General features: G+C 39.8%; 12 protein-coding genes. 10 read left to right on the plus strand and 2 right to left on the minus strand.

Annotated features, from left to right (window positions below; translation table 11 throughout):
* Positions 1-8 precede the first annotated feature (8 nt).
* The 5 genes from R2Q80_RS13720 to murI all read left to right on the plus strand — a co-directional run bounded on the left by R2Q80_RS13720 (position 9) and on the right by murI (position 5,724).
* The gene (locus tag R2Q80_RS13720; protein ID WP_316800127.1) at positions 9-749 is read left to right on the plus strand and encodes an isoprenyl transferase; all 741 of its coding nucleotides are present in this window, start codon (positions 9-11) and stop codon (positions 747-749) included.
* Between the two features lie 150 nt (positions 750-899).
* Complete coding sequence (gene bamA / locus R2Q80_RS13725) at positions 900-3,440, plus strand: outer membrane protein assembly factor BamA (protein WP_316800128.1); 2,541 nt, start codon at positions 900-902, stop codon at positions 3,438-3,440.
* A gap of 99 nt (positions 3,441-3,539) precedes the next feature.
* Positions 3,540-4,070 (plus strand): OmpH family outer membrane protein, encoded by a 531-nt coding sequence (locus R2Q80_RS13730; RefSeq protein ID WP_047798520.1) that lies wholly within the window; start codon positions 3,540-3,542, stop codon positions 4,068-4,070.
* 63 nt (positions 4,071-4,133) lie between these two features.
* A complete protein-coding gene (locus R2Q80_RS13735) occupies positions 4,134-4,715 on the plus strand; it encodes an OmpH family outer membrane protein (protein ID WP_316800129.1) in 582 nt (193 codons plus the stop codon).
* A 193-nt stretch (positions 4,716-4,908) separates the two neighbouring features.
* On the plus strand, positions 4,909-5,724 hold the full coding sequence (gene murI / locus R2Q80_RS13740; protein WP_316800130.1) for a glutamate racemase: 816 nt from the start codon (positions 4,909-4,911) through the stop codon (positions 5,722-5,724).
* Between the two features lie 56 nt (positions 5,725-5,780).
* On the opposite strand, the gene R2Q80_RS13745 is transcribed toward murI, so the two are convergent.
* On the minus strand, positions 5,781-6,977 hold the full coding sequence (locus R2Q80_RS13745; RefSeq protein ID WP_316800131.1) for an ATP-binding protein: 1,197 nt from the start codon (positions 6,975-6,977) through the stop codon (positions 5,781-5,783).
* Between the two features lie 237 nt (positions 6,978-7,214).
* Here R2Q80_RS13745 and R2Q80_RS13750 point away from each other — a divergent pair, with 237 nt between their 5' ends.
* The gene (locus tag R2Q80_RS13750; protein ID WP_316800132.1) at positions 7,215-9,116 is read left to right on the plus strand and encodes an amidophosphoribosyltransferase; all 1,902 of its coding nucleotides are present in this window, start codon (positions 7,215-7,217) and stop codon (positions 9,114-9,116) included.
* Between the two features lie 206 nt (positions 9,117-9,322).
* On the opposite strand, the gene R2Q80_RS13755 is transcribed toward R2Q80_RS13750, so the two are convergent.
* Entirely contained in the window at positions 9,323-9,949 is a 627-nt protein-coding gene (locus R2Q80_RS13755; RefSeq protein ID WP_316800133.1) for a LysE family translocator, read from the minus strand.
* 145 nt (positions 9,950-10,094) lie between these two features.
* Between R2Q80_RS13755 and R2Q80_RS13760 the strand changes: the two genes are divergently transcribed.
* The 4 genes from R2Q80_RS13760 to R2Q80_RS13775 all read left to right on the plus strand — a co-directional run bounded on the left by R2Q80_RS13760 (position 10,095) and on the right by R2Q80_RS13775 (position 14,946).
* A complete protein-coding gene (locus R2Q80_RS13760) occupies positions 10,095-11,531 on the plus strand; it encodes an MFS transporter (RefSeq protein ID WP_316800134.1) in 1,437 nt (478 codons plus the stop codon).
* 64 nt (positions 11,532-11,595) lie between these two features.
* Complete coding sequence (locus tag R2Q80_RS13765; protein ID WP_316800135.1) at positions 11,596-12,054, plus strand: dCMP deaminase family protein; 459 nt, start codon at positions 11,596-11,598, stop codon at positions 12,052-12,054.
* Between the two features lie 63 nt (positions 12,055-12,117).
* Complete coding sequence (gene guaA, locus R2Q80_RS13770; RefSeq protein ID WP_316800136.1) at positions 12,118-13,647, plus strand: glutamine-hydrolyzing GMP synthase; 1,530 nt, start codon at positions 12,118-12,120, stop codon at positions 13,645-13,647.
* Between the two features lie 84 nt (positions 13,648-13,731).
* Positions 13,732-14,946, plus strand: coding sequence for an ABC transporter substrate-binding protein (locus R2Q80_RS13775; protein WP_316800137.1), 1,215 nt, complete (start codon positions 13,732-13,734; stop codon positions 14,944-14,946).
* The last annotated feature ends 9 nt before the right edge of the window (positions 14,947-14,955 follow it).

Consider the following 14,955-nt stretch of genomic DNA (forward strand, 5'->3'; position numbering starts at 1 on the left):
CATAATTAATGGGATTTAAAGAACAAATAGACTATAGTCGCCTGCCAAAACACATTGCCATCATTATGGATGGTAACGGTAGATGGGCAAAAGGCCAGGGCAAAGTAAGGATTTTCGGACACGAACAGGGGGTACTTTCGGTAAAAGATATTGTGGAAGGCTGTGTAGAAGCAGGCATAGAATACTTAACACTTTATGCTTTTTCGACAGAGAACTGGAACCGTCCGAAAGAAGAAGTAGATGCACTGATGCAGATCCTGATCTCTACGATTAACCGCGAAACGGAAACCCTAAACAAAAATAACGTTAAGCTTAATGCCATTGGCAATATTGCATCTTTACCCCAGGAGTGTATTGATGATTTAAATGAAGCCATGGCAAAAACGGCACATAATGTAAAGTGTACCCTTACTTTGGCGTTAAGCTATAGCTCGAAATGGGAAATTCTGGAGGCGACCAAGAAAATCGCTGCGGCAGTTAAAGACGAATCCCTCTCAATCGATGATATCGATGAAACACTTTTTTCATCGAAGTTAACCACGGTAAATTTACCTGATCCTGAACTGATGATCAGAACCAGTGGTGAGCACCGCATCAGCAATTATTTGCTTTGGCAAATGGCTTATACTGAATTTTATTTTACCGATGTTTTATGGCCTGATTTCAGAAGAGAAAATCTATTTGAGGCTATTGTAGACTTCCAAAAACGTGAGCGCAGATTTGGCAAAATTAGTGAGCAATTAAACTAATTTTTCTTTTAACACTTTTTAACAAGCCTTTAAACTAACTTAGCTGCACTTTTATACGATAAATGTAACCATAACCAGGAGAATGAAAAGCGTAATTATTTCCGCTTTCAGTAGCCGAAAATTGTGGTCATTACTGAACAAATTATTTTAATGAAAAGAATATTTCAAGTTTTAATCCTACTAGTTTTAGCCGCTCCGGCCTTTGCTCAAATACGTCCACAAGGTCAGGCTCCGGCAACCCCATCCCTCAAGGTTGGAGGCTTAGATCTCGATTATTTTAGTCCAAAAGAATATATTATCGGTGGTACTACGGTTACAGGTACACAATACCTTGATAAAGAGGTTTTAATTACTTTATCAAAGTTATCAAAAGGTGATAAAATAGTCCTTCCGGGAGAAGCAACTTCTGATGCGATCAAAACCCTTTGGGCGCAGGGCTTATTTGATGATGTAAAAATCAACATTGAGAAGTTTGTACAGGATTCAGTGTATTTCGAAATTGAAGTTGTTGAACGTCCTCGTTTGACCTCAATAGAATTAAAAGGAATAGGTAAATCGCAAAGAACTGCTATTCAGGAAAAGTTAAATGATAAAACAGGTAAAATCGTAAACGATAACCTGTATAATACAACCTCCGCCATCATTAAGAAATACATGCTGGATAAAGGTTTCTTCTTTACCAAAATTGACTATAAAACCCGTAAAGATGCCAATGCTGAAAATAGTGTTGTGCTGGAAACTTATATCGACAAGGGTTCGAGGGTTAAAGTAAGGCATATTGACTTCACAGGAAATAAAGACTTCAAATCAGCAAAACTTAGAAAATTCCTTAAAAATCCTAAGCAGTTTGCCTGGTGGCGTTTCTGGGGTTCCGGAAAATTCTCTAAAGAGAAATACGAAGAGAATAAGGTAAAAATGATTGGCAAGATGCAGGAAAAAGGTTACCTGGATGCTGAGCTGATTAAAGATAGTGTTTACCAGTACAATGACAAAAAGGTAAGCATTAAAATGGACCTTTATGAAGGTAAAAAGTATTATGTAGGTTCGGTGAGCTGGGCTGGAAATGCAATTTACCCGGATAGTATTCTGAATAAAGTACTAACCCTGGAAAGAGGTGATATATACAGCGAAGAGAGACTGAACAAAAAGTTAAACGGTGGTGGTGAAAACGGTGGCGATATTAACAGTTTGTATACTGATAATGGTTACTTAACGTTCAACATTGATCCGGTAAAAACCATCCGTGGCGATACGGTTGATGTAGAGTTAAGGATGTATGAAGGTCCGCAGTTTACCAACAACCGTATTACCTTAAAAGGAAATACCATTACCAACGATAAAGTAGTATTGCGTGAGATCCGTACCAAACCGGGACAGAAGTTTAACAAAAGTGATTTGATCCGTACCATTCGTGAGATTGGTCAGCTGGGTAACTTTGACGAATCTAAAACGGTACCTACACCACGCCCTAATCCGGCGGATGGAACGGTAGACATTGAGTATGCCGTTGAAGAGAAACCTTCAGACCAGATTGAACTTTCGGGTGGTTTTGGTGGTGGCCGTATCATCGGTACATTGGGTTTAACCTTCAATAACTTCTCATTACGTAACTTATTTAATTTAAAAGCCTATAAGCCGCTACCAAAAGGCGACGGACAGAAATTAAGCTTACGTGGACAAACGAATGGTAAGTACTATCAGTCGTACAGCTTCTCATTCTCACAACCATGGTTTGGTGGTGAAAAACCGGTAAGTTTTGGTGTGAGTGCTTTTACCTCATTGCAGTCTAATGGTTATGACGAAGCAAGTTTATCTTATCAAAAGATTCGTTTAAATGGTGTTACCGTAAGTTTAGGTAGAAGACTGAACTGGCCGGATAACTATTTCCAGTTAACGCATGCCGTTAACCTGCAACAATACATTCTGAATAACTATTCCGGATATTTGTTCAGCACGGGTACATCTTACAATTTAAACTTATCACAGGAGATTAGCCGCGATTCAAGGGATTCGCCTATCTTTCCTAAATCAGGTTCATTCTTACGTTTCACGGTTCAGGCCACGCCGCCATATTCGTTGTTTAATAAGACGAATTATGCCACTGCATCAGATAAAGAGAAATACCGTTTCACCGAATACCACAAATGGAAATTCGATTCGCAATGGTACCAACGCGTGGTGGGTAACCTAGTAATCAAGGCTCAGGCTCAATTCGGTTTCCTGGGTCAGTATAACAAAGCAGTTGGTCAATCGGCATTCGAACGTTTCAAACTGGGTGGTGATGGTATGCAGGGATTCGACTTCTTGCAGGGATCTGAGTTGATTGCAATGCGTGGTTATGCCAACAATACTGTTATTCCGGTAGGATCAAATCCGACTGTTGCACAGCAATCAGGTAGCCCGATTTATACCAAATATGTATTAGAAGCACGTTATCCGGTTATTGCAAGTCAGCAAGCTACCGCTTTCGTACTGGCATTTGCCGAAGGTGGTAATACCTGGAACAGGTTTAGCGATTATAATCCATTCAACATCAGAAGATCTGTTGGTGTGGGTGCAAGGATCTTTTTACCGATATTTGGTTTACTGGGTATCGATTATGGTTATGGTTTTGATGCAATCCCTGGATTATCTGATGCCAATAAAGGTCAGTTCCACTTTAGTATCGCACAACAATTAGGTGGATTTTAATTGATAAAGAATAAAAAAATACCTAATTATGCAATAAAACATTGCAAGAAGAGTTTAAAGGAAGCTTAGGTTATTATAAACTATATCATTAACACACACATGAAAAAATATCTTTTAATCGCATTTCTAATTTGCACTTCGTTCGGCGCATTTGCCCAGAAGTTTGCATATGTAGACACAGAATATATTCTGAAACATTTGCCAGAATATAAATCGGCTTTAAGCCAGCTGGATGTTGCTTCAAAACAATGGCAGCAGCAGGCAGATCAAAACTTCTCGGAGATTGATCGCATGTATAAAGCTTACCAGGCAGATCAGGTTTTATTAACTGACGATATGCGTAAGCGTCGTGAGAACGAAATCATCGAGAAAGAAAAACAGGCAAAAGAATTTCAACGTTCTAAATTTGGTCCTGACGGTGATCTTTTTCAAAGCAGGATAAAACTGATTAAGCCTATTCAGGACAAGGTTGCTGATGCGGTGAAACAAATTGCAAAAGCAAAGTATCTGGACTTCATTTTTGACAAGAGCAGTGAAGCGACCATGATGATTTATGCCAGCAGCAGTTACGACGTAAGTAACGATGTAATTGTGAAATTAGGCTATAAACCAGGGACTGCAAATAATTAGTATATTCGCGTCCTTGATTTCGGGAAAAATAAATTAAAAAAAATAAAAAAGTAAAATAGAACAATGAGAAAGTTAATTAACGTATTCTTTGTAGCAGCAGGGTTATTGTTTACAGCGAATATGGCAAGTGCGCAACAGAAGTTAGGCCACATTAATTCGGAAGATGTTTTTGCTAACCTTCCTGAAGCAAAAGCGGCTCAGGCTACATTAGAAACTTTGGGTAAAACCAAACAAGCAGAGATTGATGCCATGATTAAAGAATATCAAACACAATTAACTGCAGCCCAGGCTAAGGAAAAAACTTTAAGTGAAGCTAACAAAGAGCAGGTAGGTAAAGAATTACAAGCTGCTGGTCAGGCTTTACAGGATCTTGAAAAACGCATTACCGATGCACGTACTAAAGCATCTCAGGATGTGGGTACTAAACAAGGTGAGTTATTTCAACCAATCCAGGCTAAAGTTGCAACTGCAATTTCAGCTGTAGCTAAAGAAAAAGGCTTAGCATACGTATTTGATATCGCAAACGGTCAAGGTGGTAATAACTTGGTTTTCTGGGATGGTGGCGAAGACATCACCGGAGCAGTTAAAACTAAATTAGGCATTTCTGCAACTGCAAAACCAGCAGCTGCTGCGCCTAAAAAATAGTATTAAGTTTAACCGGGAAAGATACTCTTCCGGTATAAGGTTAAAGAAATTGCGGAATTAAGTTTAACTTAGTTCCGCTTTTTTGTTTTAGGAAGATTCGTTATTGTTGTGGTAAAGTGTTCAATTACCCGATTGTTTCTTACCTCGAACAAACGAGCTGATGAACTTCTGAAACTTGTACTAAATTGAACCAATGAGCAACACCCCGATAGGCATCTTCGATTCAGGCTACGGCGGATTAACCGTTTTCCGGTCAATTGCCGACCGCTTGCCGCAGTACAACTATATTTACCTTGGGGATAACGCACGTTCACCCTACGGAGATCATTCGTTCGATACCATTTATAAATACACTTTAGAATGCGTGGAATGGCTGTTTGCGCAAGGTTGTGAACTTGTTGTCCTGGCTTGTAATACGGCGTCTGCTAAAGCATTAAGAACTATTCAGCAGAAGGATTTACCACTTAAGTATCCGGGTAAGCGTGTGCTGGGTGTAATCCGGCCGACTGCAGAGGTGATAGGGGATTTTACGGTCAGCAAAACTGTCGGGGTGATGGGTACGCGGGGAACGGTTAATTCGCAATCCTATCTGCTGGAAATTAATAAGTTTTTTCCTGATATTAAGGTTCATCAGCAAAGCTGCCCAATGTGGGTTCCTTTGATCGAGAACAATGAACACCTTCAGTCGGGTGCTGATTTTTTTATCATTGAATACTGTGATCAGTTGATGCAGCAATCGGAAGCGATTGACTGCGTTTTGCTGGCCTGCACCCATTATCCCTTATTGTTGCCTAAACTCAAAACTGTCTTTCCTGATTATATTAACATTTTAACTCAGGGAGAAATCGTTGCCAGTAGTTTAGTCAGCTATCTGGAAAGACACCCGGAGATGGCAGGTAAACTGGGCACAGGTGGTACACGTGCATTCTACACCAGCGGCGACCCACAAACGTTCGACGAAAGGGCTTCTATCTTTTTTGGTGAAGAACTGAAGTCGGGAAAAATGTAGCGAAGTTTATTGGGGTAGCTTTTTTGGAACGGTTAAATCAGATTGACATGGGCCGGTTAGCTCAACAAACCAAACATCCACAATGGGATTTTATTGCCTATTCCAGCTTCTACATCATCTACAGCTATGAAAGCTTTTTCAGTTCCCGCTATTTGTTTAGCCGACTTTCCTTTTCCTCCAATTTCAAAAGTAAACTGATCATCGACCAAAAAATCTCCCTTCAAAGGCAGGTGCACATCATGTGCTGCATTAGTAAGCTGATTCATAAAAAAAGCTTCCCGTAGTGAGCCTTTATCCGTATTACCGGGACTTAACGCGAACGATAAATTCGTGTTTTCCAAAAATATTTTGTCTGGTTTCTGTAATGTACTGATACTTTTGCCAGCCGCAGAGAGCGAATTGATCAGTTTGGCATTATTAAGATAGTATAGGTATTCTATAATCATATTCCGGCTAATTCCGGTTTTTTCGCTTAGGTTACTAATATTGGGCTTAAAAGGTACATTAGTAGATAAAATATACAACAATTGATAAATTTTGCGCGAGTGATGCGGATTAAAACCCGCGATAAACTGTAAATCTTCTTCAATAATTAATCTCACAACCTTTTCCAACCTGATGTGATAGGTATTTACATTTTCGAGGAAGAAAGGGTAATAGCCACTTTTTAGGTAGCTGTTTAAATGTTGTATCGGTCTGAATTTGGACGTTAGGTCATGTGCGATTTCTACGTGGTTTTTCAACAGATTTTCTAGCGTAAGTGTTGGTAAGATGGCAATACCAGCAAAACCCAGAAATTCCCTATAAGAGAGTCCTGTTAGTTCGTATTGAACAGCTCTCCGGCTTAAGTCGGAATTTTGCCTTGAAATATCGATAATAGATGAACCTGTGAAAACAATTTTCAAATCTTTATAGAAATCATAAATGTTTTTAACCTCTTTTGCCCAGTTGGGATATTTGTGTATTTCATCGATAAATATTGCCTTGCCTCCGTTTTGTCTAAATTCTTTTGCAAAATCAGACAGCAAGTTATCCGTAAAATAAATATCATCCATTGTGATATAAATGGCTTCATTACTGATGCCATAGTTAGCCTTGATATACTGTAAAAGCAGAGTGGTTTTACCAGTTCCTCTTGCACCCAGAATACTGATCAGTCTATCACTCCAGTCTATTATTTTGGATAAAGGCCTGACAACATCCATCATTTGCTGCTGAATGATTAGGTTAGATTTTATCTTCAGGTTGTCCATATTGGTATAATATAAAAGCAAATATAGTTAAAATTGCTATAAAAAAATAGCAAAATATAATATTATTGCTTCTTTTTACATGCAAATTTGTATTGATTTTCTGCTCAGGATAACGATAAGTTCAGCAATGATATCGATAGGGACAATACCAAATTAACCTCCCCCTGACAAAAGAAAGTATTTTTGTTTAGGTAGTGATGCTTTAAAAGGATAACTTTGCGGCTTCAAACCCACACAATGAGTGATCAGATAAAACACGAATGCGGAATCGCTTTTATTCGCCTGTTAAAACCACTTTCTTACTACCAGCAAAAGTACGGTACAGCACTTTACGGCCTTAACAAATTATACCTTTTAATGGAGAAACAGCATAACCGGGGCCAGGATGGCGCAGGTATTGCCACCATTAAGCTGGATATGAAACCCGGCAGTAGGTACATTAGCCGCTACCGGAGCATGGCTTCGAATGCAGTAGCAGATATCTTCGAATATGTTCAGAACAAATTTGTAGATATACAGGAAAATACGCCTGAATTAATGCAGGATACAGAATGGCTCAAAGACAATGTAAGCTTTATCGGCGAAGTGTTATTGGGCCATTTGCGTTATGGTACCCACGGTAAAAACAGCATCGAAAATTGCCACCCTTTCTTAAGGCAAAACAACTGGATGACACGTAACCTGGTTATTGCCGGTAACTTCAACATGACCAATGTAGACGAATTGCTTGAGCAATTGTATGAATTGGGTCAGCATCCTAAAGAAAAAGCGGATACGGTAACTGTGCTGGAGAAAATCGGTCACTTCCTGGATGATGAAAATCAGGATCTGTTTGACCGGTATAAAAAAGAAGGGCACGACAATGTGGCGATTACACAGAAGATTTCTGAGCATTTAGATATTGCCAACATCCTTCGCCGTTCGGCTAAAACCTGGGATGGCGGATACTCGATCTGCGGTATGGTTGGTAATGGTGATTCATTCATTATGCGCGATCCGGCAGGTATTCGTCCTGCTTATTACTATTATGATGATGAGATTGTAGTCGCTGCGTCTGAAAGACCGGCATTGCAAACCGCATTTAATATCCAGTTTAAAGATGTTAAGGAAATTGATCCGGGACATGCTTTAATCATCAAGAAAACGGGTGAGGTGAGCATGGAACAATTCCGTGAGCCTACCGAAAGATTATCATGTTCATTTGAACGCATTTACTTCTCTAAAGGTAGTGACGTTGAAATTTACCGTGAGCGTAAGCAATTGGGTAGATTACTAACGGAAAAAATCCTTCAAACGGTTAATTACGATCTGAAGAATACGGTGTTTTCATTTATTCCAAACACGGCAGAAGTGGCCTTTTTTGGAATGGTGGATGGGGTGAACCAATACGTTCGCAGACATCAGAAGGATATTCTTTTACATAAAAAAGAAGAGCTAAGTGATGAGCAGCTGGAAGAGTTGCTGTCAATGGCGCCGCGTGTTGAAAAGCTTGCTGTAAAAGATGTAAAGCTCCGTACTTTCATTACTCAGGATGCGGACCGTAGTGAAATGGTTGCACACGTTTATGATACTACTTACGGTATCATCAATAATCATAAAGACACATTGGTGGCATTAGACGATTCAATTGTTCGTGGTACAACGTTAAAGCAGAGTATCATTAAAATTGTTGATCGCCTGCATCCAAAGAAAATTATTATCGTTTCTTCTGCACCTCAGATTCGTTATCCGGATTGTTATGGTATCGATATGAGTAGAATGGGGCAGTTTGTAGCCTTTGATGCCGCAATTCAGTTACTTACGGAGCGTGGCATGTGGCAGGTAATTGAGGATGTTTACACCAAATGTAAAGCATCGCTGTTATTGCCTAAAGAAGAAATTGTCAATCATGTAAAAGAGATCTATGCTCCATTTACGCCGGAAGAAATTTCAGCGAAGATTGCACAGATCATTACACCTAAAGGTACCGTAGCAGAGGTTGAGGTTATTTACCAGAGTCTGGAAAACCTTCATATCGCTTGTCCGAAAAATAAAGGTGACTGGTATTTCTCCGGAAACTATCCAACGCCAGGTGGTAACAAGGTAGTGAATAAAGCTTTCATTAACTGGAAAGAAGGAAACAACCAGAGAGCTTATTAAGCTTTTGTTATTCTTATAGTATACATACAGAAGGCCCGTATTTTACGGGCCTTTTGCATTTCAGGGGTTTTTATTGAACCCTGGAAGGAATAGGAGAAAATGTAAGACAGGAATTTAACAATTGGGGTTGAGTGCTCAATATTAAAGTAGCGCTGCAATGCCCTTACATTCCTTAAATGGTTAAAGTTGAATTTTACACTAACCAATTATGCATAAAATTTTAAATAGGTTTTGATTACCAGCCAGAAGGCGAACACTATAATAATGACGCCCGCAATTTTATTCAGCTTTCTAAGTGCATCTTCCTTTATGCGGTAACGCAGTTTACTGGAGTAGAAGCTTTTGGCCCCGTCGATACTCAGCTGTGTTGCCATGGCGATGAAAAAACATAAAAGCTTTTCGTTAAGCATGTTATTAAGTTTCACAGAAATGATCCCGCTCACCACAATCCAGAACATCAGTGTTGAAGGGGTAAGGATGCACATTAAAAAACCCTTCAAAACGTAGCTTCTTTTGCTTACTTTCTGAAGGGTTGAACTATTGTAATGAACTGCTATTTTGGATACGAGGTAGTAGATGCCGACGGCCAGGAGGAAAACACCCCCAATGATGCCTACATACTTATCGAATTCTGCTTTATAATCAAAAAACTGGGCACCGAAAAGCACCATGCTGATGAGGATGACGTCGCTTATAATCACGCCAATAGCCAGAGAAAAACCGGCCATAAAGCCTCTTTCTATACTGGTTTTAATCATTGCGAAAAATACCGGACCTGTTAAAAACGACGAAATAATCCCTGCCCCAATACCTAATAAAATGGCTTCAAACATGTATTGTATTATCTTATAATATGCGAATATGCAATTTTAAATATAAACATGTAGCATTTATTTTTGTTGCACTGGTTGCATAAAAGTTACGGGTTTTTCATTTTTTTTTATTTATGTTTAGCCCCACTAAAACTAAATATATAAAATGAATTCAGAACAAACACAAACCAAGTGGGGGCAGTTTATCCCCCTCGTTACAGTATTCTTTTTTTGGGGCTTTGTAGCCGCGAGTAACGATATCTTGATCCCTGTATTTAAAAAAGCATTCGATCTGTCGCAAGCTGAAAGTCAGCTGGTGTCTTTAGCTTTTTATATTGCCTATACCGTTGGGGCATTAATTTATAACGGTATTTCTGTTTTGATGGGGCAGGATATTGTAAACAAACTGGGCTACAAGAACTCATTGGCGCTTGGTTTGGTAATTTCAGCATTGGGAACACTATTATTTTATCCGGCTGCAAATCTTCATTCATTTCCTTTAATGCTATCAGGTTTGTTTATTGTTGCCCTGGGCTTTTCACTACAGCAAACGGTTGCCAATCCTTTGGCTATTGCATTAGGACCAATCAGAACAGGTTCGCAACGTTTAACACTAGCAGGCGGGATTAATAACTTCGGCACAACTATAGGTCCACTGGTGGTTAGTTTTGCAATTTTCGGATCAGCAGCAACCGCTTCTACAGATATCAGCGTGGAAAGTGTTAAAATTCCTTACCTGATTTTGGGTGTAGCTTTTATTGCTGTTGCCGTTTTCCTTAAATTATCTTCATTGCCTGACCGACCAGCATTGGTGGAAGCTTCATCAGATGATACTAAATCGATTAAGGGATCGGCATTGAAATATCCGCAACTGGTATTGGGGATGATTGCGATTTTTGTTTATGTGGGTGTTGAGGTATCTACGGCGAGTAATTTACCTGCCTACATGGAAAAAGACCTTGGCTTTGCACTTCATGATATCGCCCCCTATATTTCACTTTACTGGGCAAGTATGATGATTGGCCGGTGGACAGGCGCTGTGGAAGCATTTACAGACAACGTAAGTACACAAAAAGTGTTAAGGTTTATTGCACCTTACCTGGCTTTCGGAATATTCCTTGCCGTGAACGCTATCGCCGATCACGATCTGGCACCTTTTTATGTTTACGGATTGATTATTCTGGTACTAATTGCTGCTGATATGGCAAGTAAAGGCAATCCTGCCCGTATGTTATTGATTTTCTCTGCCATTGGCATCACCGCACTATTGGTTGGGATGTTTACTACAGGAATGGTGAGTGTTTATGCCATTACCAGTGTAGGTTTGTTCTGCAGTACTTTATGGCCATGTATTTTCACTTTAGCGGTGAGCGGCCTGGGTAAACATACCAGTCAGGGTTCTTCATTCTTAATCATGATGATTATGGGTGGTGGCATCATCAGCTGGTTACAAGGTGTAGTATCGGAATTCACAGGGATTCAATACAGCTATGTTGTAGGGATTATCTGTTTTGCCTACCTCGCATTTTATGCCTGGAGAGTGAGTGGTATTTTAAGATCGCAGGGAATCAGCTTTGATAAAAAACTTTCTGGCGGACATTAATTTATAATAAACTATTTTTACAGCCACAAAGATTCATGTCTTTGTGGCTTTTTTGATTTTATAGATGACTGACAAACCTAGTTTCGATACCATATTTATGAATCTGGCGACAGATTTAGCTGCCCGTTCTCACTGTGTCCGGGCACATGTTGGTGCGGTTTTAACAAAAGATACCCGGATTATTTCCATTGGTTATAACGGCCCTCCGGCAGGTACACACAACTGTGATGAAGAGTGGCCGGAACATGGTTGCGCACGCGATAGCAAAGGTAGCTGCTCACTTGCGCTGCATGCGGAAGAAAATGCCATTCTTTATGCTTCAAAAAACGGTTCGAAAATAGAAGGCTGTACTTTGTATACCACACTATCTCCATGTATTGCCTGTGCCCGTCTGATTTTATCATCAGGGATAAAACTGGTTTATTATTCTAAATCTTATGCAGCCTATAAGGGGTTGCCAAGCGATGAAGGTGTAGATTTCTTAAGAAAATTTGGCGTTGAAGTGGTTTTGCTGGAGTCTTAAATTCATTTCTAAAAATCTCTTGCCGCACCTCTCAAATCTCACATCTAATCACTAACTTTGCGGATGCAAGAAAAAATCATTATCGTCGATTTTGGTTCGCAATTTACACAACTCATCGCTCGTAGAGTTCGCGAACTGAATATTTACTGTGAAATATATCCATATAATAATCTTCCGGAGGTTACGCCAGATGTTAAGGGAGTGATCTTCTCAGGAAGTCCTTATTCTGTTCGTCAGGAAGATGCTCCTCAGATCGATTTATCAAAATACCATTTAAAATATCCGTTGCTGGCTGTTTGTTATGGTGCACAATACATTGCCCAGCATTCGGGTGGTGCCGTTCAGGCATCTTCTACCCGTGAATATGGCCGTGCTAACCTGAATTTTGTAAATCAGGAAAATAAGTTATTCAAGGGTATCAACATCGATTCGCAGGTTTGGATGAGTCATGGGGATACCATCACAGAAGTCCCTGAACACTTTGAGCTGATTGCCAGTACCGAAAGTGTTAAAGTTGCAGCATACCACATTAAAGATTCTGATACCTATGCGATACAGTTCCATCCGGAAGTGACGCACAGTATCGATGGAAAAATCCTTTTGGAAAACTTCCTGGTAGATATTTGTGGTTGCAGTCAGGACTGGACCTCAGCCGCTTTCGTAGATACGACTATTGCGGAGTTAAAAGAGACTTTAGGTGATGATAAAGTAGTATTGGCACTTTCTGGCGGTGTGGATAGCAGCGTAGCAGCAGTGTTATTGCACAAGGCCATAGGTAAAAACCTGCACTGTATTTTCGTTGATAATGGTTTATTGCGTAAAAACGAATATGAAAGTGTATTAGAGCAATACAAGGATTTCGGTTTAAATATTAAAGGTGTTGATGCAAAGGATAAGTTCCTGGGCCAGTTAGCTGGCGTAGAGGATCCGGAGCAAAAGCGCAAGATTATTGGCCGCGTATTTATTGAGGTATTCGACGAAGAATCGCACCAGATTCAGGATGTAAAATGGCTGGCTCAGGGAACCATTTACCCGGATATTATCGAGTCAGTTTCAGTAAAAGGTCCTTCTGCTACGATTAAATCTCACCATAATGTGGGCGGTTTACCCGACTTCATGAAATTAAAGGTGGTAGAGCCGCTTAAAACATTGTTTAAAGACGAAGTAAGAAGGGTAGGGAGCACACTTGGTTTAGAATCTTTCATCTTAGGCCGTCACCCTTTCCCGGGTCCGGGTTTAGGTATTCGGATCATAGGTGAAGTTACACCAGAGAAGGTAGCCATTTTACAGGATGCTGATAAGATTTTCATCGATAACCTGAAAGAAGCCGGTTTATACGACAAGGTATGGCAGGCTGGTGCCATTTTCCTTCCGGTTCGATCGGTAGGCGTAATGGGCGATGAGCGTACCTATGAGAATGTGATTGCTTTAAGAGCCGTAGAATCTCTTGATGGGATGACGGCAGACTGGTGTCACTTACCTTATCCTGTGCTGGCTAAAATTTCAAATGATATTATTAATAAAGTAAAAGGCATCAACAGGGTTGTTTACGACATCAGCTCTAAGCCACCTGCAACTATCGAGTGGGAATAGTTTAGCTGGGGGTCTGTAAATAAAATCAATATGCTAGCAAGGTGGAATAAACTTTGCTAGCATATTTTGTTAAAAGAGAAAGGTATGAATTTGAAAAAGGTTTACTGGGTTTTATTTTCTTCAATTCTGGTTTTGAGTGCATGTTCGCCGAAGGTATTAACGCCAAAAGCAGATAACACCAAAAAAACAGAGAAAAAAGAAAAACCTGCCGAGAAAAAAACAATCAAAAAGTTTAACCAGGCAGGAATTTCATTACTGGTACCTTTCAAACTTGATGAACTGAACTTAAAAACAGCAAGCAAAGCAGACATCGAAAAGTATGCGATGCCAATCGACTTTTACCAGGGCTTTAAACTGGGGCTCGACTCTGCTGCCGCTACAGGTGTAAACTTTAAGCTGAATGTGTTCGATACACAAGATGATAATGCACATATTTCGATGCTCTATAAAAATGAGCGGTTTAAGGAAAGCAACCTGCTTATCGGTCCGGTTTTTCCTGACGGACTCAAGTTTATCAGCACCTATTCCAAAGAGAATAATGCCTTAGTGGTATCTCCGCTGGCCGCTACAAACCCTGCTGAAATTAACAATCCCAATCTGATTTCTATCGTCAATAATGTTGATTTGCATGGGAAGAAGATTGCGGCTTATATTTCAAAAGCGTACAACCCGGCAAATACGATCATTGTACTTATCAACCCTAAGAAAACAGAAGATGAAAGCTTCGCTGCACCGATTCGTAGCTATTTACAAGGCGAAGGCAAATTTACTGTGCAGGAATATGCTTCGGCATATACCTTTGAAACTAAGATGATCAAAGGAAAGCAATATGCAGTTATTGTTACTTCTTCCGACCGCGCCTTTGTGCTGCCTACCATAGAGAAGCTATACAAACTCAAAACGCTTGCATCAGGAGGATATAATATTAATCTCTTTGGTCATCCAAACTGGGTCAAACAAAACTATCCTACGGAAAAAGTTCAGGCTTTGAACACCATTATCAGTTCGTCATATAAAATTGATTACAAAAATGCGGGTACCATTGCCTTTATTAAAAAATACAGGTATCAATATGGATTTGAGCCGGGCGAATATGCTTTTAAAGGCTTCGATATTGGTTTCTACTTTGGCAGACTACTTTCCAACTACGGTGAAGACTTCAGGGATTACCTGACGAAAGAAAAATATAAAGGCTTACATAATTCATTTTCATTTATTCACGACGAAAAATTAGGCTATATTAACACCAGCTTAATGCTGTTGAAGTACAAAAACTTCGCATTAACTGCAATAGACTAAACTAATTTT

The organism is Pedobacter frigidisoli, assembly GCF_032678525.1.
Lineage (GTDB): Bacteria > Bacteroidota > Bacteroidia > Sphingobacteriales > Sphingobacteriaceae > Pedobacter > Pedobacter frigidisoli_A.

Excerpts from the sequence above, each read along its gene's own strand:
- R2Q80_RS13720 (WP_316800127.1), top strand. The coding sequence starts at position 9 with ATGGGATTTAAAGAACAAATAGACTATAGTCGCCTGCCAAAACACATT.
- bamA (WP_316800128.1), top strand. The coding sequence starts at position 900 with ATGAAAAGAATATTTCAAGTTTTAATCCTACTAGTTTTAGCCGCTCCG.
- R2Q80_RS13730 (WP_047798520.1), top strand. The coding sequence starts at position 3,540 with ATGAAAAAATATCTTTTAATCGCATTTCTAATTTGCACTTCGTTCGGC.
- R2Q80_RS13735 (WP_316800129.1), top strand. The coding sequence starts at position 4,134 with ATGAGAAAGTTAATTAACGTATTCTTTGTAGCAGCAGGGTTATTGTTT.
- murI (WP_316800130.1), top strand. The coding sequence starts at position 4,909 with ATGAGCAACACCCCGATAGGCATCTTCGATTCAGGCTACGGCGGATTA.
- R2Q80_RS13745 (WP_316800131.1), bottom strand. The coding sequence starts at position 6,977 with ATGGACAACCTGAAGATAAAATCTAACCTAATCATTCAGCAGCAAATG.
- R2Q80_RS13750 (WP_316800132.1), top strand. The coding sequence starts at position 7,215 with ATGAGTGATCAGATAAAACACGAATGCGGAATCGCTTTTATTCGCCTG.
- R2Q80_RS13755 (WP_316800133.1), bottom strand. The coding sequence starts at position 9,949 with ATGTTTGAAGCCATTTTATTAGGTATTGGGGCAGGGATTATTTCGTCG.
- R2Q80_RS13760 (WP_316800134.1), top strand. The coding sequence starts at position 10,095 with ATGAATTCAGAACAAACACAAACCAAGTGGGGGCAGTTTATCCCCCTC.
- R2Q80_RS13765 (WP_316800135.1), top strand. The coding sequence starts at position 11,596 with ATGACTGACAAACCTAGTTTCGATACCATATTTATGAATCTGGCGACA.
- guaA (WP_316800136.1), top strand. The coding sequence starts at position 12,118 with ATGCAAGAAAAAATCATTATCGTCGATTTTGGTTCGCAATTTACACAA.
- R2Q80_RS13775 (WP_316800137.1), top strand. The coding sequence starts at position 13,732 with ATGAATTTGAAAAAGGTTTACTGGGTTTTATTTTCTTCAATTCTGGTT.